Origin of the sequence: Agrobacterium sp. InxBP2 (genome assembly GCF_026191755.1) — a bacterium.
Taxonomy (GTDB): Bacteria; Pseudomonadota; Alphaproteobacteria; order Rhizobiales; family Rhizobiaceae; genus Agrobacterium; species Agrobacterium pusense.
The window spans coordinates 1-24,150 of the sequence record NZ_JAINDY010000022.1 but is presented as its reverse complement, the minus strand read 5'-3'; the positions used below and the strand labels follow the sequence as shown (position 1 = coordinate 24,150).

Annotated in this window: 20 protein-coding genes; 7 read left to right on the top strand and 13 right to left on the bottom strand. The window is 60.4% G+C overall.

What is annotated here, in order from left to right:
• Positions 1–152: 152 nt before the first annotated feature.
• Positions 153–2,477, bottom strand: a complete 2,325-nt coding sequence (locus tag K7A42_RS05355) for a Tex family protein (RefSeq protein ID WP_282454928.1) — start codon at positions 2,475–2,477, stop codon at positions 153–155.
• Positions 2,478–2,900: 423 nt separating this feature from the next.
• On the opposite strand from K7A42_RS05355, the gene purD reads away from it, so the two are divergent.
• The 3 genes from purD (at position 2,901) to K7A42_RS05340 (ending at position 6,984) form a co-directional block, all read left to right on the top strand.
• Positions 2,901–4,172 (top strand): phosphoribosylamine--glycine ligase, encoded by a 1,272-nt coding sequence (gene purD / locus K7A42_RS05350; protein WP_184285245.1) that lies wholly within the window; start codon positions 2,901–2,903, stop codon positions 4,170–4,172.
• Positions 4,173–4,328: 156 nt separating this feature from the next.
• Entirely contained in the window at positions 4,329–4,844 is a 516-nt protein-coding gene (locus tag K7A42_RS05345; RefSeq protein ID WP_184285244.1) for a plant virulence effector HPE1-like domain-containing protein, read from the top strand.
• Positions 4,845–5,160: 316 nt separating this feature from the next.
• Positions 5,161–6,984 carry a methyl-accepting chemotaxis protein gene (locus K7A42_RS05340; protein ID WP_282454927.1) on the top strand — a complete coding sequence of 608 codons (1,824 nt, stop codon included), beginning with the start codon at positions 5,161–5,163 and terminating at the stop codon, positions 6,982–6,984.
• 55 nt (positions 6,985–7,039) lie between these two features.
• Here the strand turns inward: K7A42_RS05340 and K7A42_RS05335 are convergent, their stop codons facing one another.
• The 12 genes from K7A42_RS05335 to K7A42_RS05280 form a co-directional block, all read right to left on the bottom strand.
• Positions 7,040–7,534: a DUF523 domain-containing protein gene (locus K7A42_RS05335; protein WP_077986662.1), complete on the bottom strand. Its 495-nt coding sequence runs from the start codon at positions 7,532–7,534 to the stop codon at positions 7,040–7,042.
• Between the two features lie 229 nt (positions 7,535–7,763).
• On the bottom strand, positions 7,764–9,917 hold the full coding sequence (gene glyS / locus K7A42_RS05330) for a glycine--tRNA ligase subunit beta (RefSeq protein WP_113380951.1): 2,154 nt from the start codon (positions 9,915–9,917) through the stop codon (positions 7,764–7,766).
• Between the two features lie 97 nt (positions 9,918–10,014).
• Entirely contained in the window at positions 10,015–11,952 is a 1,938-nt protein-coding gene (locus tag K7A42_RS05325; RefSeq protein ID WP_282454926.1) for a DUF2207 domain-containing protein, read from the bottom strand.
• A gap of 188 nt (positions 11,953–12,140) precedes the next feature.
• Positions 12,141–13,418 carry a 3-phosphoshikimate 1-carboxyvinyltransferase gene (gene aroA / locus K7A42_RS05320; protein ID WP_282454925.1) on the bottom strand — a complete coding sequence of 426 codons (1,278 nt, stop codon included), beginning with the start codon at positions 13,416–13,418 and terminating at the stop codon, positions 12,141–12,143.
• Between the two features lie 74 nt (positions 13,419–13,492).
• Positions 13,493–14,044 (bottom strand): LemA family protein, encoded by a 552-nt coding sequence (locus tag K7A42_RS05315; RefSeq protein ID WP_006699477.1) that lies wholly within the window; start codon positions 14,042–14,044, stop codon positions 13,493–13,495.
• A gap of 119 nt (positions 14,045–14,163) precedes the next feature.
• Positions 14,164–14,547 carry a hypothetical protein gene (locus K7A42_RS05310; RefSeq protein ID WP_223215408.1) on the bottom strand — a complete coding sequence of 128 codons (384 nt, stop codon included), beginning with the start codon at positions 14,545–14,547 and terminating at the stop codon, positions 14,164–14,166.
• A gap of 107 nt (positions 14,548–14,654) precedes the next feature.
• Positions 14,655–15,617, bottom strand: a complete 963-nt coding sequence (locus tag K7A42_RS05305; RefSeq protein WP_020813609.1) for a glycine--tRNA ligase subunit alpha — start codon at positions 15,615–15,617, stop codon at positions 14,655–14,657.
• 96 nt (positions 15,618–15,713) lie between these two features.
• Complete coding sequence (locus K7A42_RS05300; RefSeq protein ID WP_282454924.1) at positions 15,714–16,694, bottom strand: acyltransferase family protein; 981 nt, start codon at positions 16,692–16,694, stop codon at positions 15,714–15,716.
• A gap of 205 nt (positions 16,695–16,899) precedes the next feature.
• Positions 16,900–17,094 carry an NfeD family protein gene (locus tag K7A42_RS05295; protein ID WP_004440115.1) on the bottom strand — a complete coding sequence of 65 codons (195 nt, stop codon included), beginning with the start codon at positions 17,092–17,094 and terminating at the stop codon, positions 16,900–16,902.
• Between the two features lie 20 nt (positions 17,095–17,114).
• Positions 17,115–17,981, bottom strand: coding sequence for a S49 family peptidase (locus K7A42_RS05290; protein WP_416220898.1), 867 nt, complete (start codon positions 17,979–17,981; stop codon positions 17,115–17,117).
• 90 nt (positions 17,982–18,071) lie between these two features.
• Positions 18,072–18,872: a tRNA1(Val) (adenine(37)-N6)-methyltransferase gene (locus tag K7A42_RS05285; RefSeq protein WP_045532704.1), complete on the bottom strand. Its 801-nt coding sequence runs from the start codon at positions 18,870–18,872 to the stop codon at positions 18,072–18,074.
• A gap of 6 nt (positions 18,873–18,878) precedes the next feature.
• Complete coding sequence (locus K7A42_RS05280; RefSeq protein WP_142181855.1) at positions 18,879–19,109, bottom strand: DUF2007 domain-containing protein; 231 nt, start codon at positions 19,107–19,109, stop codon at positions 18,879–18,881.
• A 111-nt stretch (positions 19,110–19,220) separates the two neighbouring features.
• Between K7A42_RS05280 and K7A42_RS05275 the strand changes: the two genes are divergently transcribed.
• The 4 genes from K7A42_RS05275 (at position 19,221) to moaB (ending at position 23,750) form a co-directional block, all read left to right on the top strand.
• Positions 19,221–20,237 carry a polyprenyl synthetase family protein gene (locus tag K7A42_RS05275; RefSeq protein WP_004440110.1) on the top strand — a complete coding sequence of 339 codons (1,017 nt, stop codon included), beginning with the start codon at positions 19,221–19,223 and terminating at the stop codon, positions 20,235–20,237.
• A gap of 142 nt (positions 20,238–20,379) precedes the next feature.
• The gene (locus K7A42_RS05270; RefSeq protein ID WP_037090857.1) at positions 20,380–22,272 is read left to right on the top strand and encodes a tetratricopeptide repeat protein; all 1,893 of its coding nucleotides are present in this window, start codon (positions 20,380–20,382) and stop codon (positions 22,270–22,272) included.
• Positions 22,273–22,278: 6 nt separating this feature from the next.
• Positions 22,279–23,178, top strand: a complete 900-nt coding sequence (locus tag K7A42_RS05265; RefSeq protein WP_282454922.1) for a 4-(cytidine 5'-diphospho)-2-C-methyl-D-erythritol kinase — start codon at positions 22,279–22,281, stop codon at positions 23,176–23,178.
• A 26-nt stretch (positions 23,179–23,204) separates the two neighbouring features.
• On the top strand, positions 23,205–23,750 hold the full coding sequence (gene moaB / locus K7A42_RS05260) for a molybdenum cofactor biosynthesis protein B (protein WP_282454921.1): 546 nt from the start codon (positions 23,205–23,207) through the stop codon (positions 23,748–23,750).
• Positions 23,751–24,150 lie beyond the last annotated feature (400 nt).

The following is a 24,150-nucleotide window of genomic DNA, read 5'->3' as shown; positions in this document are numbered from 1 at the left end:
AAGTCTCACTTATCAATTTTGCTGACCGTATTCCTTTCGGCATAAGTTGCAAGATAGTCTTATTTCAAAAAAATTGAACGATTTCATCAAGCAAAAAGCCCTGCCGAGGTGTATGGCAGGGCTTTACTCAGAAAAATCATTTCAACCGCAGGTCAGCGCCGCTTCATGGCTTCAGCCAGGGCAGCTGCCAGTGCACCACCGGATTGCGACCCCTCGTTGCGATCTTTGGGCTTGGATGTCGCGTGGCGCATGGCGTTGGTATTGCCCTTCTCCCGCATCGGCTGCGGCGCAGCCTCACCACCATCCTTACGCATGGTCAGCCCGATGCGCTTGCGCTTCACATCCACTTCAACGACTCGCACCTTGACGACATCACCCGCCTTGACGACCTCATGCGGGTCTTTGACGAAACGGTCGGCGAGCTGCGAGACATGCACCAGCCCGTCCTGATGCACGCCGATATCCACGAAAGCGCCGAAGGCAGCCACATTGGTAACGGTGCCTTCCAGCAACATGCCGGGTTTCAGATCGGTGATCTCGTCCACACCCTCGGCAAAGGTCGCGGTCTTGAAGCTCGGGCGCGGGTCACGGCCGGGCTTTTCCAGTTCGGCGATGATGTCCTTGACGGTCGGCAGGCCGAACTGCTCATCGATGAACTTCTTAGGGTCCAGCGACTTCAAGGTGGCGCTATCGCCCATCAGCGAGCGCAGATCGCGGCCGCAGGCGGCGACGATCTTCTTCGCCACGCCATAGGCTTCCGGGTGAACGGACGAAGCATCCAGCGGCTCCTTGCCGTTTGGAATGCGCAGGAAGCCCGCGCATTGTTCGAAGGTGCGCTGGCCGAGGCGCGGCACTTTGAGCAATTCCTTGCGGCTCGCGAATGGACCGGTCTGATCGCGATGGGCAACGATGGCATCGGCAATCGAGGCACCGAGACCGGAAACCCGCGCCAGAAGCGGCGACGAGGCCGTGTTGAGGTCTACGCCGACGGCATTCACGGCATCTTCCACGACAGCATCGAGCGAGCGGCTGAGGCGGCCCTGATCGACATCGTGCTGGTATTGACCGACGCCGATAGATTTCGGCTCGATCTTCACCAGTTCCGCCAGCGGGTCCTGAAGGCGGCGGGCGATCGAGACCGCGCCGCGCAGCGATACATCGAGATTGGGGAATTCAGCCGCCGCCCGTTCCGAAGCGGAATAGACGGATGCGCCCGCCTCCGACACGATTACCTTGGTGGGCTTTGTACCTGAAGCGGAAGCCGGCATCTGGGCCAGAAGATCGGCCACCAGCTTTTCCGTCTCGCGGCTGCCGGTGCCATTGCCGATGGCGATCAGCTCGACATTGTGCTTGCGAATGAGCAAGGCGAGTTCCGCCTGCGCGCCGCGCACGTCGTTCTTCGGCTGGAAGGGATAAACCGTCGAGGTGTCCAGCAGCTTGCCGGTGCCATCGACCACGGCCACCTTGACGCCGGTGCGGATGCCCGGATCGAGACCCATGGTGGCGCGCGATCCGGCGGGGGCGGCCAGCAGGAGATCCTTGAGGTTCCGTGCGAAGACATTGATCGCCTCTTCTTCCGCCCGCTCACGCAACTCGCGCATCAGGTCGAGCGATAGCGACATGGAGAGTTTCACGCGCCAGGTCCAGCCGGCGACCTCCATCAGCCATTGATCGGCGGGGCCAGCATTGCGGATATCGAAGGCGGCGGCGATGGTGCGCTGCGCCGGCTTCACCGGTGCGGGATCGTCTGCATCGACATCGATCGTCAATGTCAGAATTTCCTCGTTCCAGCCGCGCAGCATGGCAAGCGCCCGGTGGCCCGGCACCGCCGCCCAGCGTTCGGAATGGTCGAAATAATCGGAAAACTTCTCGCCCGCCGCCTGTTTGCCATCCACCACCTTGGCGCGGAAGGTGGCGTTCTGGCGCATGTAATCGCGCAGGCGGCCAAGCAGATCGGCATTTTCCGTCATGGTTTCAGCCACGATGTCTCGCGCGCCCTCGAGCGCCGCCTTCACATCGGCCACCTCTCCCTGCACATAGGCCTCCGCCAGTTTCGCCGGATCGGCGGCGCGGTTTTCCCATATGGCTTCGGCAAGCGGCCCGAGACCCCTTTCGCGGGCGATTTCGGCACGGGTGCGGCGCTTCGGCTTATAGGGCAGGTAGAGGTCTTCCAGCTCGGCCTTGGTGCCCGCCTGCATGATCTTGACCATCAGCTCATCGGTCATCTTTCCCTGCCCGCTGATGGAATCGACGATGGAAGAGCGACGGGCATTGAGTTCGCGCAGATAGACAAGGCGTTCGGAAAGCGTGCGCAGCTGGGTATCGTCAAGCCCTCCCGTCACTTCCTTGCGGTATCTGGCGATGAAGGGAACGGTCGCGCCCTCGTCCAGCAGGGTCACCGCCGCCTTTACCTGATCGGGGCGGGCGTTGATTTCGGAGGCGATGAGCGTGGCGAGGCGGGCGTTGTCTGCGGTCATATGGGTCTCTGCTGTCATATCTGGAGCGGCGACCATAATGTCTGATTGTGGCGTGACAACAAGAGGCGACAACGATTCCACAGGAAAGGCTGACTTCAGGGGAAAGACAGGCAATTCATCGTAGTGACCGCGGCGTCTCGAAAAGCGATTTCTGATGCAGAACGGCACCATCCGCACACCGTCACCCCGGACTTGATCCGGGGTCCAGTGCGATCAAGTCCTTGATCGCTTAAGACTCTTTCACGGCGCAGACGCGCCGTGGCTGGATGCCGGATCAAGTCCGGCATGACGGAGGAGGGATTTGCAGCCTCTATTCGCAGGCTCCATGCGCGGCAATCGCCACATATTCGTCTTGACCTTTCGCCCCCCTGCCCTTAACGCCGCTGACACAAGGTTACTGGCGAATTTGCAGGGGTATTGACCATGAAAGTTCTGTTGATCGGTTCCGGCGGACGCGAACATGCGCTGGCGTGGAAAATCGCCCAGTCCCCCCTGCTTGATGCGCTCTACGCCGCCCCCGGCAATCCCGGCATCGCCGACCATGCGACGCTAGTGGAGCTGAACGTGGAAGATCATGCTGCCGTCATCGCCTTTGCAAAAGAAAAGGCAATCGACTTCGTCGTCATCGGCCCGGAAGCACCGCTGGTCGCCGGTCTGGCGGATGACCTGCGTGCCGCCGGCATCGCCACTTTCGGGCCATCGAAAGCGGCAGCCCAGCTGGAGGGTTCCAAGGGTTTCACGAAGGATCTCTGCGCGCGCTACGATATTCCGACCGGCGCTTACCAGCGTTTCAAATCCGCAGAGCCGGCCAAGGACTATGTCCGCGCACAGGGTGCGCCCATCGTCATCAAGGCCGACGGGCTTGCCGCCGGCAAGGGCGTGACCGTGGCCATGACGGAAGCGGAAGCGCTTGCCGCGATTGACGACTGTTTCGACGGCGCTTTCGGCGCGGCCGGCGCCGAAGTGGTGGTGGAGGCCTTCCTCGATGGCGAGGAAGCGAGCTTCTTCTGCCTTTCCGACGGCAAGACCGCGCTGGCGCTCGCCACCGCGCAGGATCACAAGCGTGTCGGCGATGGCGATACCGGCCCGAACACCGGCGGCATGGGCGCCTATTCGCCCGCCCCCGTAATGACCGCGACCATGGTGGAGCGCACCATGAAAGAAATCATCGAGCCGACGATCTCGGGCATGGCGAAAGACGGTAATCCCTTCTCCGGCGTGTTCTTTGCTGGACTGATGATTACCGCCAAAGGCCCGGAACTCATCGAATACAACGTGCGCTTCGGCGATCCAGAATGCCAGGTGCTGATGATGCGCCTGAAAAGTGATCTGCTGCCCATCCTCTACGCCACGGCCACTGGCACACTGGACAGGGTTGACGCGGAATGGCGGGACGAGGCTGCGCTGACCGTCGTCCTGGCTTCCAAGGGTTACCCCGGCGCATACGACAAGAACACGCCGATCGCGCATATTCCTGAAGCGAGCGAAGAAGCGAAGGTGTTCCATGCCGGGACTGCGTTGAAGGACGACAGGCTGGTGGCTACGGGTGGCCGCGTGCTGAACGTTACCGCCCTTGGAAAGACCGTGACGGAGGCGCAGGCCCACGCCTATGCGCTGGCGGACAGGGTGGAGTGGGAAAACGGCTTTTGCCGGCGCGATATCGGCTGGCAGGCTGTGGCGCGCGAAAAGGTCTGATTTTTAGATCAAACGGGCCGGCAACGAATATTTCGTTCAATTTTTACCAAGTTTGCTGACCCGATGGAAACGAAACGCCGGTAATACTTGCCCAAACATGGAATGGCGCACTTTGCCCGTATCACGAGGCGGCGCCGTTATTTGGGGGCTTTTTCGATGCGGCGTCTTCTTCTGACAGCGATTGTCGTGCTGACCGGCGGGTCTGCCATGGCGTCTTCCATCGAGTATATCAACGGTGTTCATACCACCAATGGCAGCTTCATCCGTCGCGACTGCGCCGGCTGCCAGCAGGTCAAGGAGAAAACCGCGGCGCAGGTTTACAGCATTCCTTCCATAGAACCCGGGACCCAGCACACGGAAATGCGGGAAGTGGATGGCAAGCAGACGCTGGTGCGCACGGAAGCATGGCTCGGCGGCGCGCCCGTGACATTTGTCAGCACCAATCCGGCATGGATGCCGAAGGAAGCGTCTGGCACCGCAATCGCCACCTATGACGACGTGGAGCCAACGGCGCACACGCAGGAAACCGCTGCGACGCCCGGCGGTATAGACATGACGACCACCACTGCGGCTACGAAGGAAATTTCGAGTACCGATGCGGCGGCCCCCTCACGCGCGTCTGCCTTGCCCGCTCCGACCAACTTCCCGGACTTCCAATTGCGCGGCAACTGACCTGCGGGTTGGATGACAAATGTCAAACAATCGCGTCCGCGCTGTATTTTTAAAGGCCATCAGCAACCATTTGGGGAATTAAAAATCCCCGAGAGGTTATTCCGCCGGCTGGCGTGATAAAGCTTCCACTAATTAAATATTTCTTCAAATTTTTGGCTGCTAAGTCATCTCATGGTGCAATGCAGCACAGCATGAGGCCTTGGGCGGATGCCGCTCTTCAGGCCCTTCCCGGCGCATCATGCGCCTCTTCCCTTTCCGAAACACCGGCAGCGCGCGGCAAAGCGAGGCGCGCGAGGCCAAACGCTTGTGAGCGCTCATGAAGAACCTTTCCATTTCCCGTCAGTTGATCGTTCTCGTAGTGGCCCTGATGGCCGCCTTCGCCGTGGCAACCTTCTACCAGCTGAAGTCCGCCACCGACGCGATCTATGAGGAACGCTACGGAATGCTGCGGACTCAGGTGCAGTCGGCCATCTCCATCCTGCAATCCTTCCACGACAAGGAAAAGGCCGGCACCCTTTCGCGCGACGAGGCCATGAAGCAGGCTTATGCAACCGTCAGCGCCATACGCTTCACCCCGGATGGCTACCTCTTCGGTTATGATTACGATGTGACGATGAAGTTCCATCCCGATGCCAAGCGCGTCGGCGAGAACTTCAAGGGCAAGCCTGACAGCAAGGGTTTCGCTTATCGTGACGAGCTGGTGCGGCTTGGTCGCAATGGCGGCGGCCAGACAGATTTCTACGGCCCGAAGCCCGGCATGGAAGGCAATGACTACGCCAAGAGCTCCTATGCACTTGCCTTCGAACCCTGGCAGGTGGTGGTCGTGACCGGCGTTTACATCGATGATCTGAACGCACAGGTGCGCGGCGAGGTGATGAAGGCGCTATCCATCGGCGCGTTGATCTTCGTGCTGGCGCTTGCAGCCGCTTTCTATGTCATCCGTGGTATCTCGAAGCCCCTCGGCGATATTCACCGCGCGCTTGGCGAAGTCGCCAATGAAAACGTCTCGCTCGCCATTCCCCATACTGGCCTCACCAACGAAGTGGGCATGATGGCGAAGGCTACTGCCTCGCTTCAGGACAAGGTACGCGAGCGCCATGCCATGCAGCGCCGTGAGGAAGAACAGCAGCAACAGCTCAATGCCGAGCGCCAGAACAACCTCGACATGCAGCGCGACGAGGCAGAATTGCAGGCGCGTGTGGTCGCCACCATCGGCGAGGCGCTGGAAAAGCTAGCCGGCGGTGATCTGACCGTGCGCTGCGGCGATCTCGGCAACCGATACGCAGCGCTGCGCGCCAATTTCAACGAAGCCCTGACCCATCTCGATGCCGCCATGGCCAAGGTGAACTCCAAGAGCATCGACATTGGCGGCTCAAAGGAAGAAATCCGCAAGGCCTCCAACGAGCTATCACAGCGTACCGAACGGCAGGCTGCCAATCTGGAAGAGACCTCCGCAGCGCTTGACGAACTGACCGTCGCGGTGCGCCAGACGGCGGAAGGGGCAGCTGACGCCGCCAAGCGTGTCACCACCGTCAGCTCGGAAGCCATGCGCAGCGACCGTGTGGTGGAAGAAGCGATCATGGCGATGAGCGGCATCGAGCAGTCTTCCGACCAGATTTCCAACATCATCGGCGTGATCGACGATATCGCCTTCCAGACCAACCTTCTGGCACTGAATGCCGGCGTCGAAGCTGCTCGCGCGGGTGAGGCTGGCAAGGGCTTTGCCGTGGTAGCGCAGGAAGTGCGCGAACTCGCACAGAAATCCGCGGCTGCCGCCAAAGAGATCAAGGACCAGATCGCCCGCTCTTCCGCCCAGGTGGAAAATGGCGTGCGGCTTGTGGGCGAGGCCGGCGATGCACTGAAGCGTATCTCGGACCAGATCAAATCCGCTAACGAGATCGTCAGCAAGATCGCCCACTCGGCAGCCGAGCAGGATACGACGCTGCGCTCGATCTCCTCATCGCTCAACCAGCTCGACGTCGCCACCCAGCACAATGCGGCCATGGCGGAAGAAACCACGGCTTCGGCGGAAGCGCTTGCCGTGGACACCGAGGAACTGCTGAACCTCATCCGCGGCTTCCGCGTGTCGTCCGGTCACCAGCTTCATGCCATGGCGCATGAGCTGCGCATGGCGGGGTGATACGCCGCAAGACTATCGATGAACAAAGGCGCCGGAGAACTCCGGCGCTTTTCTTTTAACGGGTCAGCACATCCAGCCGGTCGATATCGGCAGGTGAAAAAACGGCAATACCGGCTTTTTCGAGCAGCGCCGCCGTCACCCCATTGCCCGCATGTTTGACGCCAGAAAACGAACCGTCATAGATCGCAACCGATCCACAGGACGGGCTGCCGTCGATCAGAAGCGCGTATGTGCAGGCATTGGCCCTCGCAAAGGCCAGCGCCCTTTCTGCGCCGGCAATGAATTGCGCCGTGACATCGCCGCCGGTCACCTCTAGCACGCGGGCGCGGCCCTCCAGCACATCGAGACCGGAGGCACGATCTTCGATTTCCGCCGGCGGGCGCGGCACGGGCATACCGCCCGCCATCTCCGGACAGATCGCCACCAGCCTGCCTTCGCTGCGCCAGCGGTCGATCGCCGGGGGGAAGAAGGGCTTGCCTCTGCCGTCGTAACGGACAGGTTGGCCGAGGAGGCAGGCGCTGATGAGGATTTTGGAGGTGGGGTGGGTCAATGGGAAGTTATCCTGCGGGAGTTGAGGCTGTGGCTTAACCCCTCTGCCCTGCCGGGCATCTCCCCCTCAAGGGGGGAGATCGGCGAGAGGCATGCTCCCCCTCTTCCCGAAACGTTCAATGTGGTTGAGAGCTCGCCACAAGTCGATCTCCCCCCTTGAGGGGGAGATGTCCGGCAGGACAGAGGGGGGTGAACCGCGCACACTGACATGTACGGCTACCCCAACCCTATCAGCCCGTTATCTTCGAGAAATCCGCAACCGTGCCAGTTGCCTCGCGAATGGCCTTCAGCAACGCCAGACGGTTTGCGCGGATGGCCGCGTCCTCGTCGTTGACGAGCACATCTTCGAAGAATTTATCGACGGGCGCGCGAAGCGTCGAAAGCGCCTGCATGGCAGAGCGGAAATCTTCGCCGGCAACAGCCTTCGCGGCATCGGCAGACGCGGTCTTGATCGCCGCATAAAGCGCCTTTTCGGCATCGAGCTTCAACAACTCTTCCGAAACGCCATCCGCCACCACAGTCCCCTTCTTCTCCTCCGCGGCCAGAAGCTGGGTGGCGCGCTTGGCGCCTGCCAGAAGGTTACGGCCATCCTCACCGGTGATGAAGGCGGTGAGCGCTTCGACACGGCGGGCGATCATCAGCAGGTCGTCGGATTCCGGCGTCAGGACGGCGTCGATCAGATCGTAACGCGCGCCGAGATCGCGGAGATAGACCTTCAGACGGTCGTGGAAGAAGGAGAGAAGGTCCGGATCCTTGGCAACGCTCAGCAGTGGCAGCCGCACGTTCTTCTCAAGCAGAATACGCACCACACCCAGCGCCGCACGGCGCAGCGCGAAGGGGTCCTTCGAGCCGGTGGGCTTCTCATCGATGGCCCAGAAGCCGGCGAGGGTGTCGAGTTTGTCAGCGAGAGCGACCGTGATCGCCACCTTGTCAGCCGGCAGGCGGTCGGAAGGACCCTGCGGCTTGTAGTGATCTTCGATGGCGGCCGCAACGCTTTCGTTTTCGCCCTGAAGCGCCGCATATTTGCGGCCCATCAAGCCCTGAAGCTCGGGGAATTCGCCGACGGCTTCGGTGCGCAGGTCGGCCTTGGCCAGCACAACGGCGCGGTCCACCAGCGCGGCATCGGCGCCGACGATCGGGGCCAGCGTCTTCGCCAGTTCGCGGATGCGGGATACGCGCTCGCCCTGCGTGCCGAGCTTGGCGTGAAAGGTGACGTTGAGCGCATCGAGCTTCGCCATGCGCTGGTCGAGGGGCTTTTTAAGATCGAGGCTGAATTTTGCAGCCGAGTCCTTCAACGTCTCAAGATCGGGCAGATCACCCTGGTCACGGGTCCAGAAATGGCGGGCATCCGACAGGCGCGCGCGCACGACCTTGCCATTGCCGTGGATGATTTCCTTGCCGCCATCACTCGCTTCGATGTTCGAGACAAGGATGAAGCGGTTGGAAAGGCCCTCTTCCGCACCCTGGTTGCGGGTGACGAAACACTTCTGGTTGGTCTTGATGGTGAGGCGGATGATTTCTGCGGGGATTTGCAGATAGTCCTCTTCGAAAGTGCCCATCAGCACCTGCGGCCATTCGACCAGGCCGGAAACTTCTTCCAGCAGGCCTTCGTCTTCCACAAGGTCGAGCCCGTTGGCGAAAGCGAGGTCCTTGGCGTCGTGCAGGATGATGTCCTTGCGGCGCTCGGCATCGAGAATGACCTTCGCCTTTTCGAGGCTCGAGACATAATCCTCGAAACGGCGCACGGTGATCGGACCCGGCGCATGGAAACGATGGCCATAGGTAACGTTGCCGGCAACGATACCATCGATGGCAAACGGGATGACCTGCGTTTCATCGTGTTCGGGGCCGAACAGGCAGACAATGGATTGCAGCGGCCGCACCCAACGCAGGCTTTCCGAACCTTTGCCTTCGATACCGGCATAGCTGGAGCCTTTCGGCATCGAAGCGGGGCCGGAGCGCATGGATTTCGGCCAGGGGAAAGAGCGGATGATGCCGGGCATCACCTCGGCGATGATCTCTTCCGCCGGACGGCCCGGCTTGTTGATGATGGCGATGTAGAAATCACCCTTCTTCGGATCGGAAACAACCTGCGCTTCCGAGATATCGTTGAGGCCTGCGCCACGCAGAAAGCCTTCGATGGCCTTTTCATTGGCATCGGTGCGCGGACCCTTCTTTTCCTCACGCACATCGGCCGAGCGGGCGTTGAGGCCGCGAATATCCAGCGTCAGGCGACGCGGTGTCCAATATTCGCGCGCACCTTCATAGGTCAGCCCTCTCTCCACCAAGGCATCGGTGACGAGTTTCTTCAGATCGCCCGCCGCCTTGCGCTGCATGCGGGCAGGGATTTCCTCGGAGCGAAGTTCAAGCAGAAGATCGGGCATGGGATAAGGACTTTAATCTGTTGCAAAAGAGTGTCGCGGACTTAGCAAGACCAGCGGCAAAAGTCACCAGCTATCGGTTAAATTACCGCGGCAGGCATCACCAGCCGCCGCCACCGCCCCCGCCGCCGCCAGAGCCGGAAAAACCGCCCCCGCCCCCGCCTGAGAAGCTGGAGCCGGAAGAGCTGACAGGCTGCGGAATGGTGGAGGCGATTGTGCTTGCCATAGAGGTTGAGAACCCGCCGATCCTGTCGCCAAAGCTGCCGTAATTGCTGCCCAGGTACCAGCCCGGCGCATAACTTGCCGCGGCGGCACCGGCGGCGGCGGTCGCGAGCCAGGTCTCGAACGTACGGCTCCAGGGCTTTTCGACGCCGAGCGCCACGGCATAGGGCAGCAGCGTTTCGAAATGTTGCGGCGACATGGCCGGCGCGCCCGCCATGTTCATCCGGTCCTTTTCGGCCAGCGTCAGATAGGTCCGCAGGCCTTCGATGCCATCCATCAGCTTGCGACCGAGCGGCGTCGGTGCGCCCATCAGAAACAGGAACAGCGCATTGGTGAGCACGATTCCGCCGATGGCAGCGAGCGCCAGTGACTTGGTGTCATGTGTAACGTCAAGCAGGATTTGCGTGGCGATGCCGCCAATGGCCGAAAAGGCCACGAAACCGGCAAAGGCGAGCATGACGATGCCACCGATCCGCTTGCGCAGCGGCGCGCCGCGCGAAAACTGCCGGCCGATGCCAATCGAAAGGATGCTGAAAAAGAAAGCAAAAAAGCCAAAGACCAGCACAGCGGCGATGGCGCTCTCATCCAGATCGCCGAAGACCAGCGTCGCAACGATGAGGGCGAGGCTGAGGAAGATACCGAAGACGGTGTAGCCGGCATTGCTGCGGTAATACTTGCCGCGATGTTCTTTCTCTATAGCTGCGCGAAACTGTTTGCCGACCTTCTCGACCTCCGCCCCATGGGCCTTGTCGATGGTTAGTGTCTCCCCCGGCCCACCGATGGAGGAAAGCAGCGTCTTCTGTCCCGTCGGCAGGTTGTCGGCCGTCGCCTTTTGCGTGCGGCGGATGACGATGGCGTTCTTCAGGTCCTCCAGAACCACATAACCTTTTACGGCCAGATCAAGTGCCGAAGCGGAAAGCGCCGTCCAGCCCGCGCCGGAAAAACCGCGGTTATCGACGTAATTGACCAGCGCCGGGGAAAGTCCATCCGGCGCGTCCCAGCGCGGCACGACGACGCCTTTTGCCGGATCGCGGCCCACGGCGAACCAGGCTCGCAGATAATAGAGGAGCACGACGAAGAGACCGCCGCCCGAAAGGAGGATGGCGAGATTGTCCCGCAGCCACCACCCCGCCTCCTGCGTGGTGTCAGGAGCCGTTATAGCCCCCTTGGGCAGTTTCACCGCAACCGTCATGCCCTCGCCCACCGAAAAGGGGCGAGTGGAGGCGAAGAAAACCTCGTTGCCCTCACTGAGGATGCGGGCGTCCTTGCCTTTTGCGCCAAGCGGACCGGTGAAGACGGCGGTATCCGTCGCCTTGACACCATCAGGCAACGTGATGGTAGCGGAAATCTCGCCCATGGGGAATTGCCAGCCATTGCCGGTAACATTCCAGGTCAGCTCGTCATAATCGCTGAAATAACGGATCTGCCGGGCGGTGGTGTAGGTGATCTGGAAGATATGTTCGCCGGTCGGCAGAAAACGGTTGGCGCTGCCGGTATAGATGCGTATACCTCCGTCGATATTTTCTGTGCGCCAGTTTTCCGGCGCACCATCGCGCTCCACCGAAACGACGCTGAAATCCACCTTGGTGCGGCGGTTATTCGCATCCAGCGCATAAAGCGGAAAATCGCGGAAAATGCCGCGCTTGATGTTCTGGCCTTCGGCGCGGGCGGTGATGGTCTCCGTCACCGTCAGCTTTCCGTCTCGCGCAACCTCGATGACGGAATGATACGAACGGATGAACTCTTCCGCGAAAGCCGGGAAGGCCGCGCCCAGGAAGACGAACAGCGCGAGAAATCTTGCGGCGATGGTCTTCACGGGTGATTTCTCCTTAAGGGAATGGAGCGTTTCCGGTTTCAGAATACAGTCATTGCCGTCATACCGGGCTAGACCCGGTATCCAGCAGCCGCGCGTCTGCGCGGCTTGAAGAGTCTTTCGCGATCAAGGACTTGATCGCACTGGATTCCGGCTCAGGGCCGGAATGACGGAAAACCAATACCGTTCTTCTAATGCTGCGGCTCGGCAGCGGTTTCCTTTTCCGAGTATTCGACGCCGAGCGAGGCGAGGGCCTTCCAGTAACCGGGATAGGTCTTGGCCACGCAGGCCGGGTTCTGGATGGCAATACCGCCGATCTTCAGTGCGGCCAGCGCAAAGCTCATGGCGATGCGGTGGTCGGCGAAAGTGTCGATGGAGGCCTTGACCGTCTGGCCCGCAAGCGAAGGATCGGAATGCACAATCAAGTCGTCGCCTTCCTCATGCGCCAGACCATCGCGGATTTCGTTGAGGCCGAGTGAGACGGCGCGGATTCGGTCGCACTCCTTGACACGCAGATTGGCGATGCCGACGAAACGCACCGGCGTTTCGTTAAAGGCGGCGAGAACCGCAATGGTGGGAATAGCATCCTGCATCTGCGAACCGTCGATTTCAGCGGGCAGGTGGGGAAACTGCGCCATGACCTCATGGGCCTTGGCATCGGGCTGGGTGAATTTATCGGCAGGCGTGCCGATATCGATGGCGCCGCCGGTCAGAAGTTCAGCGCCCCAGAGATAGGTGGCGGCGGAGGCATCCGGCTCGATGTGGAAATCGGTCGCCGTGTAGCCGGTCGGATGCACGCGCCAGATGGCGTTGCTCACCCGCTCCACCTTTGCACCGAAGGCTTCCATGGCCGATGTGGTGAGATCGATATAGCCCTTCGCGCCGATATCCTCACCTTTGAGGATGATATCGACAGGCTTGTCGCCGCAGGCGGCGGCCATCAGAAGTGCGGACACATACTGGCTGGAAAGATTGGCGTCGATCGTGACGCTGCCCTTCGGGAAGCCAGTACCCTTGCCGCAGACGGTGACGGGCGGGCAGCCGGTCGGCGCCTCCGCCTCAACGCCGAGGGAGCGCAGGGCTTCCACCAGCGGCATGATCGGGCGTTTGCGCATATGCTCGTCGCCATCGATGATGACGGCGCCATCCACAAGGGCGGCAGCGGCCGTGAGAAAGCGGGTGGCTGTGCCGGCATTGCCGAGGAAAAGCGGCTTTTCCGGCTGATGCAACCCACCTGAACTCTCCACCACGAAGGTGGTGGCGTCAGGCTCGGTTACCTTGACACCCATCTCACGCAGCGCTTCTGCCATGTAAAGCGTATCGTCGCTTTTCAGCGCGCCCGTGAGACGGCTTTTGCCCTTGGCGAGCCCGGCCAGCAGAAGTGCACGGTTGGTAATGGATTTGGAACCGGGCGGCTCCACCTTGCCGGAAAGCGGGTGGCCGGGCGGGGTGATGGTCAGTTCGATCATGATCGTCGTCTTGTCAAAGTATGCGGCGCAAAGCCGGGCTATCGGAATATCGGCGGGAATTTGTGAGCCGGTGCTTAGAACTTCACCGTCGGCACGGCGCGGTCGGCCGGGTTGTCGATCTCGAAATAGGGCGCCTTGGCAAAACCGAACTGCCCCGCCACGAGATTGGACGGGAAGCTCTCCACCTTGACGTTAAGATCGCGCGCAGCGCCATTGTAATAACGGCGCGACATCTGGATCTCGCTTTCGATGGTTTCGAGCGAGCGCTGCAATTCCAGAAAGTTCGTATTGGCTTTCAGATCGGGATAGGCTTCGGCGAGCGCAAAGAGCTTGCCGAGCGCCTGTGACAGCAGTCCTTCCGCCTGGGCGCGACCTTCAACGTCTCCCGCCGGTACGGCCTGCGCGCGGTTGCGCAGGTTGATCACCTCCTCGAAGGTGCTCTTTTCATGGGCAGCGTAACCCTTCACGGTCTCGATGAGGTTGGGGATGAGATCAGCGCGGCGCTTCAGCTGCACGTCGATGCCCGACCACGCCTCTTCCTTCATCTGCCGCGCCTTGACGAGACCGTTATAGATGAAGACAACATAAAGCGCGATTGCCGCGATGATTGCCAGCGTGATGAACATGAATTGCGATTCCCAGCTTCGTTGCGCGCACGATAACCGCTCATTACCGCAAAGTCATGGGGCTTCGCTCATTCTGTCCGCTTTTGGCGGAACGGACCCGCTGCAGGAAGCAGCGCCCGTTATTTATAAAAGACGGTACAATATAATTTCAGGCCGGATACCTTACGGACAAAAAGAGTATAGGAGGCAAGCCTGTAGCCTCGCTCAGCCCAATATTCCTTGTTTCCCTCCAGATGATTCCAGCCGTCTATGACCCAGTCGAGCATTTTCGTATTGCGCGTGTAGTGCATGCGGACGAGCGCGCTGCCCACATCGAGAGAGCGCTGGCCGCTATCCTTGCACTCCATGCGGGTGACGATCATTCCGAAAGAACGCAGCTTGTCGGCGCGGGCAAAGGCATCGTTGCCGCTCATCCAGTCTGTCGTTTCCGCAGCCGCGCCATTACCGAGAACGCATCCGAGTGTAAGCACATATAGAAAACAGAAATTTCTAATATTATTCACGGTTAAACCCATTGCGCTATTCAGCCATACGAATCCACACAAAATAAAAGGCCGTCAAGAACGGCCTTTCAAATCATCAAAGTTAGACAAGAGCTTACCGCTAAAAATCAAGCGGCCCTGTTCCAGTTCAGCCCACCCGCATCCGTCAGCAGGAAAGCTTCGCCGCAGGCTTTGGCCAGCGTGCGCACGCGCAGGATATAGCTTTGACGTTCCGTCACCGAAATCACGCCGCGCGCATCCAGAAGGTTGAAGACGTGGCTGGCCTTGATGCACTGGTCATAGGCCGGGAACACGCATTTGTGCAGGCGCTGATTATCGTTGTCACCGGGCGCACCGGCAGCGAGAAGCGCCTGGCATTCCTTTTCGGCGTCGATGAAATGGCGATGGAGCATGGCCGTATCGGCGAATTCGAAGTTGTGGCGGGAATATTCCTGCTCGGCCTGCAGGAAGACGTCACCATAGGAAATCTTCTCTTCGCCCTCGCGGCCGTTGAAGTTCAGGTCGTAGACATTGTCGACGCCCTGGACATACATGGCGAGGCGTTCCAGACCATAGGTCAGTTCGCCCGCGACCGGCGAGCATTCGATGCCGCAGACCTGCTGGAAGTAGGTGAACTGCGAGACTTCCATGCCATCGCACCAGCATTCCCAGCCAAGGCCCCAGGCACCGAGCGTCGGGCTTTCCCAGTCGTCTTCGACGAAGCGCACGTCATGCAGCAGAGGGTCGAGGCCGATTGCCTTCAGCGAACCGAGATAGAGTTCCTGCAGGTTGGAAGGATTGGGCTTCAGGATGACCTGATACTGGTAATAATGCTGGAGACGGTTGGGGTTTTCCCCGTAACGGCCGTCCGACGGGCGGCGCGAGGGCTGCACATAAGCGGCCTTCCACGGCTTCGGCCCAAGTGCGCGCAGCGTCGTGGCCGGATGGAACGTACCCGCGCCCACTTCCATATCGTAAGGCTGCAGCACCGCGCAGCCCTTGTCGGCCCAGTAATTATGGAGCGTCAGGATCAGCGCCTGAAAGGAACGCTTCGGGTTCATATGGTCGGGAACATCGGTCATTGCAGTCATCGCGGCGTTAGGAGGACAAGTAAGCATTGACTTACTTCGGATGCGGACTGGTGCCACGGCATGGCCTGAGGGTCAAGGTTTTATGCGAAGCGACGATCAGCCCACGGCCTCGGCACGTTGACCACCGATGCCACGGTCTGCGAATTTCCTGAGAAGCCTGATCACCGGTTTTTCAAACAGGAGATGTGCTGCAACCGAGACAGCCAATGCAGCAAAAACAACCACGATCCCCGCCGCAGGGCCCGGCGCTATGATCTTGTAGACCACGGAAATAACCAGCCCGTGCAGGAGATAAAGCGCATAGGAGGCGTCCCCGATGATTTCAAAGGGCTTCAGCCACGCGATGGGCCAGCCACCCGCTCTTTCGATCCACACACAGCCCGCCACCAGCAGAAAGGCTGGCACGCCCCAGCTCGCGATGCGCAGAAGGCCGGATTGCTCACCGATACCGGCCGCGAAAGCGAAGCCGACAAAAGAAAGCACGAGGGCCGCAGCGCCGCTGCGCACGCCCGCAAAGGCAATCTGCGACAGGACAAGACCGGCGAGGAATTCCAGCAGCAGCGGCGAGGCCCATATCTGCATGAAGGGAGACTGCCAGTCCGCCAGTTGCCCCAGGCAGACCATGCCCGTCAGGACAATGATCGTCACGGAAATGGGCGCGCGCAGTGCAAGACCCAACGCAAAAACGAGATAAAAGAACATCTCCATATTCAACGTCCAGCCCACCATCACGAGAGGCGTGACCTGGCCCGAAGCATCCGCATAAGGGATGAACAGCAAAGATTTCCAGAGATGGTCCATGGTAAAGGTGAATGTGGAAAACACGCCTGCCAGCGCGCCAAGGCACATGAGCAATGTAACGGCCCAGTAGAGCGGCACGATACGGAAAAGCCGATGACGCAGGAATTTGGTGGGTGTCGCCTTATCGCCGACCATGCCCATCACAAATCCCGATATTACGAAAAACACATCCACCCCGGCGGCGCCTATCGTCAGAGGAGCCCCGGCAATGTGAAAAAACATGACGGAAAGCGCGGCGACCGCCCGCAAAAACTGAATGGAATGAACTTTTTGCAAAACTACCCCGTCCGGCTGCGCAATGCGAGACTTCAGCCGGCTTAGGCCGAAGCAAAGCAGATCACCCTAAAATTTGTGGATCACTAATCGCACAATCGGGACTAAAATACTCGGCGAATTTCAGGGCTGTCCCGAAAAGCTGATTTTTGGGTTAACCCCCAATCCTTCAGGACTGGCAAACGAGATTGTCCGGGATGACTGCGCCTTACGCCTCATCCTCACGCTTCACGCGGTACTCCCCCGTCTCGGGATCCTTGATCAGCGTGCCGATCGCTCCGGTCTCTCGTTCCTTCTCGCGCTGTTTCGATTTTGCCGAGAGCTTTTCCGCATCGCGAACGAAGCGGCGGTAGAGGATGATGGCCCCCACCACCAGAAGAATGATTGTAATAAGCTGCGCCATAAGGCTTTATTCCCGCGACATCATAGACCGAAACGCGACCACAATGCCTTTTCTTCGGCAACCTCCGCAAGACCCGCGACGGCGCCCGCCGCCAGCTTTGGGGTGTCGAGGCCAAACGCAGCATTCACACCAGGTACTTTTTTACCGAACAAAGTGCGCCCGCCGCTGACGAGCTGGAGCTTGACCTTTTCACCATAACGGCGGCGCAGAACCTCGCGCATGTCACCCAGCCCATCGATCAAGCCAAGGTCGAGGCCACGCATGCCGGTCCAGAACAGGCCGGAGAAGATCGCCTCGTCGCCCTTTAGCTTGGAGCCGCGGCGCATCTTGACCATATCAATGAAAACATTGTGGATTTCGACCTGTAGCGACTTCAGGTAATCGATGTCGCCTTCCTTTTCCGGCTGGAAGGGATCGAGAATGACCTTGTTCTCGCCGGCTGTATAAACGCGCCGCTCCACACCGATCTTCTTCAACATTTCCGGAAAACCGAAGCCGCCGGAGACGACGCCGATCGAACCGACGATTGAGGTGGGGTCGGCGATGATCTCGTCGCCGGCAAGAGCGATCATATAGCCGCCCGAGGCCGCGACGTCCTCCACGAAGATGAGGACTTTCTTGTCCTTTTCCTCGGCAAGCTGGCGGATACGGTTATAGATCATCCGCGCCTGCACCGGCGAGCCACCGGGCGAATTGAGCGAAATGGCGACGGCCGGAGCATCCTTGACGGCGAAGGCCTTTTCGAGAAGCGGCGCATAGGAAGCGAGATTGAGGGCGGGGCGGAGCTGGTTGCCGCCGGCCATGATCGCGCCATGCATGCGCACCACGGGAATGACGAGCTCTTTTTTACGAAAGCGTTTCGGCACAAGAAGCTTCAGCAAACCCACCAATCAATCCTCACAGCAATGACTTCATCGACACGGATGTATGTATCGCCCGGCAAAACACAATGGCATGCGGCTAGCGTCACGGTGATTTTATAAGCCGGGTCTGATTGCCCTTACATTACGGGAATAGGCCGCACGACCATTGTTGAGGTCATCAACGAAGGGGGTGAAGGCGTGGCTGCCGGTCTCATGCATGATGAGCGGTGCGCGGAAGGACAGCCGTGCGCGCGATCCCTTGATGGCGGTTACGAGCATACGTACCGCATCCTCGCCGGGACGCGGATGGATGAGGGTGATTTCGATACCGCCGAACCGGCTGCCGCAGGCAGCAATGATCTCCGCCACTGATTGCGGCCTCGAAATCAGGGAAAGCTGCCCGCCCGGGATCATGATCGCACCAGCGGTCCTGATCCAGTCTTCGAACAGACCCTCCGTCATCGCATGGGCCTCGGCCTTCAGAGCATCCGGCGTGCGGCGGTCGCCCGCATCATTATAGGGCGGATTCATGATGACGTGATGGAAATGATCGTCGGGCAAACCCGCTTCCACACGGGCTTTCGCGCGCAGCGTCACATCCGCTTCGCGCACCTCGACGCGGGCCGAAAAGGCTGCATTGTCAAGCAGTTCCAGACTGCGGCGGGCAAATTGCGCCATTTCCGGCGAGCGCTCATAGAGCGTCACCCTGGCCTTTTCGAGCCGCGCCGCAACCGCCATGCCGGCGGCACCGGCACCCGCACCCAGATCGGCAATCCGGCAGGGGCGGTCATCCGCCACCAGCGAAGCCAGAAGCATGGCGTCCATGCCGGCCCGATGCCCCCTGCCCTTCGGCTGGATGATATGAAACCGGCCCCGATGAAAGGCATCGATCGTTTCGGAAATGCCGTCGTCCACCGTCGTTCAAGCCTCTTCGTTGCGCAACTCGTCGCCGAGCCCGGCATCGATGAGGATACGGCGCGCCTGATCGGCGCGGTCGTCCTCCACCAGGAACCGTCGCGGCAAAAGGCCGAGCGATCCCTCCAGAATGCTCATTGCCTGATCGGCAATGAGGCAATGGATGCCGGCATCCTTCATCAGGCTTTCGGCGAAGGAGAGCAGCACGGCATCGTTGGTACGGATCAGTTCACGCATGGATAGACCTTAAATTCCCATCTTTTTGAATGGCTAGCGGCAATTCGCCCCTTGCCGCGCAAGGCGTCAGTTTTTATTGTCGAATTCAAATTCGAACTGGAGTCCTGTCCCTTGGGCGTCGTCATACCGCTTGAAGAAAGCAAAAACAAACTCGCATCCGTCAAGCCGCTTGTCGACCTGACCCGCCCCGACATGGAACGGGTGAACCAGCTTATCCTTTCCAAGGCCGGTTCCGACGTTCAGATGATACCCGAGGTGGCCAACCACCTCATCTCGTCCGGCGGCAAGCGCCTGCGGCCGATGCTGACGCTCGCCTCGGCCTCGATGTTCGGTTACGAGGGCGACAACCACATCAAGCTCGCCACCAGCGTGGAGTTCATGCACACGGCGACGCTTCTGCATGACGACGTGGTGGATGAAAGCGATCTGCGCCGGGGCAAATCCACCGCCCGCACCATCTGGGGCAACCAGGCAAGCGTTCTCGTCGGTGACTTCCTGCTTGGCCAGGCCTTCCGCATGATGGTGGATGTCGGCTCTCTCGATGCCCTCGACGTGCTCTCCACTGCCGCCTCGGTCATCGCCGAGGGTGAGGTACTGCAGCTTTCGGTCGCCAAGAACATGGAAACGACCGAGGACGATTATCTTCAGGTGATTCGCGCCAAGACGGCTGCCCTCTTCGCCGCCGCGGCCGAAGTCGGCCCTATCGTCGCCAAGACCGACAAGGCGACCCGCAGTGCACTGAAATCCTATGGCATGAATCTCGGCCTCGCCTTCCAGCTGGTCGATGACGTCTTGGACTATGGCGGCAAGTCGGCTGATCTCGGCAAGAATACCGGAGATGACTTCCGCGAGGGCAAGATCACTCTGCCGGTTATCCTGTCCTATCGCCGCGGCACGCAGGATGAACGTGCTTTCTGGCGCAATGCCATCGAAAATGGCGAGAGCAGCGACGAGAACCTCGAAAAGGCGCTCGGCCTGATCACAAAATATAACGGCCTCGGTGATACAATAGGCCGTGCAACGCATTATGGCACCATTGCCCGCGATGCGCTTGCACCGTTGCCGCAGAGCCCCTGGAAAAATGCGCTTCTGGAAGTGATCGACTTCTGCATCGAGCGTCTGAACTGACGCCGCAGGCCAGGCGAAAGGCGGATGGAACACAGCATCCGCCCGAGGTTACGGGCCTGGCTCTCCGCGAGGCGTGATTGTGGCCGGGGCCATAATTTCTTGCGGGGTTGCTTCAAAAAAGCCATTCTGTAGTGACCAAACAATGGAAACTGATTTTTCCGTGCTTCTGCACAAAGGCAAAGGTTCCCTCATGCGGCGTAAACCAGCACTCCGTCTTCTCTGCAGCGCGGCTCTTGCCGCCGCTCTCGCAATCGGCGCGGGTGCAAGCCCCGGCTTTGCGGAGACGAAGGCGACACCGGAAGACAAGGCCGTTACGTTCGACCCCGGCAAGGTCAACACCTTCTCCGGCGCCTTCCTCGCCGGACGCAATGCCGATGTCGATCAGGATTATCCCACCGCAATTTCGCTTTACAAGAAGGCGCTGGAATTCGACCCTGCCAACTCGGAAATCCGCCAGCGGCTGATGATCGCCGAACTTCTGAGCGGCAACTTCGAAGCCGGCGCCAAGATTGCCGATTCGATGAAGGACGATACCTCGGTGGAACGCGTCACGACCATCGTGCGTGGCCTCGACGCCATCAAGGACAAGGAATTCGCCAAGGCCGAGAAAATCCTGAAATATTCCGGCCCGAACGATCTGGACCGCATGGTCAACACGCTTCTGACCGCCTGGGCGCGCGCGGGTTCCGGCAAGCCGAAGGAGGCTCTGGCGCTCGTCAACAACATGAAGGGCCCGGGCTGGATTTCGATCTTCCAGAAATACAATGCGGCAGCCATCGCGCTTGTTTCCGGCAACACCGAGGCCGCCCGCAAGAGCCTGAACGAAGCGGTAACCGACCGCGAAGGCGGAGCGACCGCCTCCGATACCTATATGCGCGCAGTGATGGCGCTCGCAAGGCTGGAGGCTTCCGCCGGCAACAAGCAGAAAGCGCTGGATGCGATCGCGGTCGGCGACACTTTCGCGCCGAATTACGCACCGCTGAAAGCGCTCCGCCAGTCCATCGAAAAGGGGGAGAAGCCGGAGCAGCAGATCACCAATGCCGTGGAGGGCGCCGCCAGCGTCATGTTCTCCATCGCCGGTGCGTTGAACCGCGAAGGCGCCGAAGAGATCGTCACGCTTTATCTGCAGACGTCGCGCGCGCTCGATCCGAAGAGCCCGGATACGCTCATTCTTCTCGGCGGACTTGCAGAAGCCATGAAGAAGCCGGAACGTGCCATCGCCTTCTATCGTGAAGTGCCGAAGGACTCGCCGATGTATCGCATCTCCGAGCTGCAGCTCGGACTGACGCTGGCGCAGACCGAAAAGGTGGAAGAGGCACGCAAACACCTCAAGTCGCTCCTCGAATCCGACCCCAAGGATATTCGTTCCTACCTCGCCTATGGCAGCGTGCTGTCCGATGCCAAGGACTACAAGGCCATGGCGGAGAATTACGACAAGGCCGTTGAAGTGATCGGCGCCGTGCCGCAGAAATCCGACTGGACGGTGTTTTTCCAGCGCGGCATCGCCTACGAGCGCCTGAAGCAATGGGACAAGGCCGAACCGAATTTCAAGCGGGCGCTGGAGCTCAACCCCGAGCAGCCGCAGGTTCTGAACTATCTGGGTTATTCCTGGGTGGACAAGGGCATCAATCTCGATGAAGGCATGAAGATGATCAGTCGTGCCGTCGAGCTTCGTCCGAATGACGGCTATATCGTCGATTCGCTCGGCTGGGCGCATTATCGCCTCGGCGATTTCGACGATGCCGTGACCGAACTGGAGCGGGCAATCGAACTCAAGGCCGGTGATCCCACCATCAACGACCATCTGGGCGATGCCTATTGGCGCGTCGGCCGCAAGATCGAGGCGGTCTATCAGTGGAACCGCGCATTGATCGGCGACAGCGACGACGTGGACAAGGCCAAGGTGAAGGAAAAGATTGCCAACGGCCTGCCGCCAGTCGAAAAGGATGCCGAGAATACGGCCAAGAAGGACGTCGCGCCGCAGCCGCCGGCTCCTCCGGCCCCGGCGACCCCTGCTCCGGACAAGAAATCCTGACGCCACATGGCGATGCAGGGAATTTCCGGGGCGGCCGAGACAGTCGAGGCGGCCCCGGCCAAGGTTAATCTGGCACTCCACGTCACCGGGCAGCGGGCGGATGGCTACCATCTGCTTGAATCGCTGGTGGTGTTTACCGAAGCCGGCGACACGATCCATATCCAAGACGCCGATGTCGACAGCTTCTCCGTCTCAGGACCGTTTGGCGATCTTCTACACGTCGGCGACGGCGGCGATAACCTCGTTACCCGGGCCAGAGATTTACTGCGCAACGCGCTCGCATCAATGGGTCAACCAGCGCCCCCGGTCGCCATTCATCTTGAAAAGAATCTGCCCGTTGCATCAGGTATAGGGGGCGGCTCGGCGGATGCGGCGGCAACGCTGCGGGCGCTTCTGCGCCACTGGCGTGCCGGGATGACACCGGATAGGATTTCGTCCATAGCGCTGAGGCTCGGTGCGGATGTGCCTATGTGTCTTGAAAGCCGATCGCTGATCGCGCGCGGCATCGGCGAGGACATCGAACCGGTCAATGACCTGCCGGAACTGTTTCTGGTGCTGGCCAACCCGCTGAAAGCGGTTTCGACGCCGGAGATTTTCCGGCGATTGCAGAACAAGGCCAACCCGCCTCTGCCGACGCCAGCCAAGGTTGGCGAGGTGACAACCGGATGGATGGATTTTCTCGCGGAAAGTCGCAACGATCTGCAACCGCCGGCCCAGGCGCTTCTGCCTGACATCGGCGAGATCATCGGGTTGCTGTCTGAGGAGGGCGCCACCCTTGTGCGCATGTCCGGTTCGGGGGCAACCTGTTTCGGGATTTTTCATTCCTTCGATGCCGCCCAAAACGCGGAAACATCGCTTCGGAAGAAGCGCCCAGGCTGGTATTTTCAGGCAACGCGGACCATTTGAGGGCCGGATATTTCGAGGACAAAGCCATGGCAGGCGATAGACCCTTCATTCCCCTTGGCATTGCGGTTCTGACCGTTTCGGACAGCCGCACGCTGGAGAATGACAAATCAGGCGATACGCTGGTCGCAAGGCTGCAGGAGGCAGGCCACAGGCTCGCCGCCCGTGCCATCGTGCCTGACGACAAGGCGGCGATCGCAGACACGGTGCGCGAATGGACGCTCACTGACGGCGTGGATGTGGTCATCACGACAGGCGGCACCGGCTTTACCGGCCGCGATGTGACACCCGAGGCGCTGGAACCGCTGTTCGAAAAGCGCATGGACGGGTTTTCGGCGCTGTTCCATCGCATTTCTTATGACAAGATCGGCACCGCCACCATCCAGTCACGCGCGACCGGTGGTGTGACGAATGCGACCTTCATCTTCGTGCTGCCGGGATCACCGGGGGCTTGCAAGGATGCGTGGGATGGCATCCTCAAGGCGCAACTCGATTATCGTCATCTGCCGTGTAATTTCGTGGAAATCATGCCGCGGCTGGATGAGCATTTGAAGCGTGGAGCTGGTGGGGTTTAGGGCACTTGATCGAGGGTGCGTGGAGCTTTACCCCCCTCTGCCCTGCCGGGCCTCTCCCCCGCAAGGGGGGGGATCGGCTCGCGGGTGGGTCTCCCCCAGCGCGACGGTTGCGAATGGAGTGGCGGGGGCGCTTGCTGCCGCTCTCCCCCCGGGAGGGGGCGATGCCCGGCGGGGCAGAGGAGGGTAAAGCCACACCCACCAAGGCCCCCCTACGCTAATCTTGTCCCCGCGCAGCCCCGCCCCACGCCACCACCTCACCCTGCCCCCGCAACGAAACACCGCAGCGCGGAAGGCACATCATGACCGAACAGACGGCGAGACTTCGGCTTCCCTATATCCTCCCCTCGCAGGCGCAGAAACACGTCACCCACAACGAGGCGCTGCAACGGCTCGACGCGAT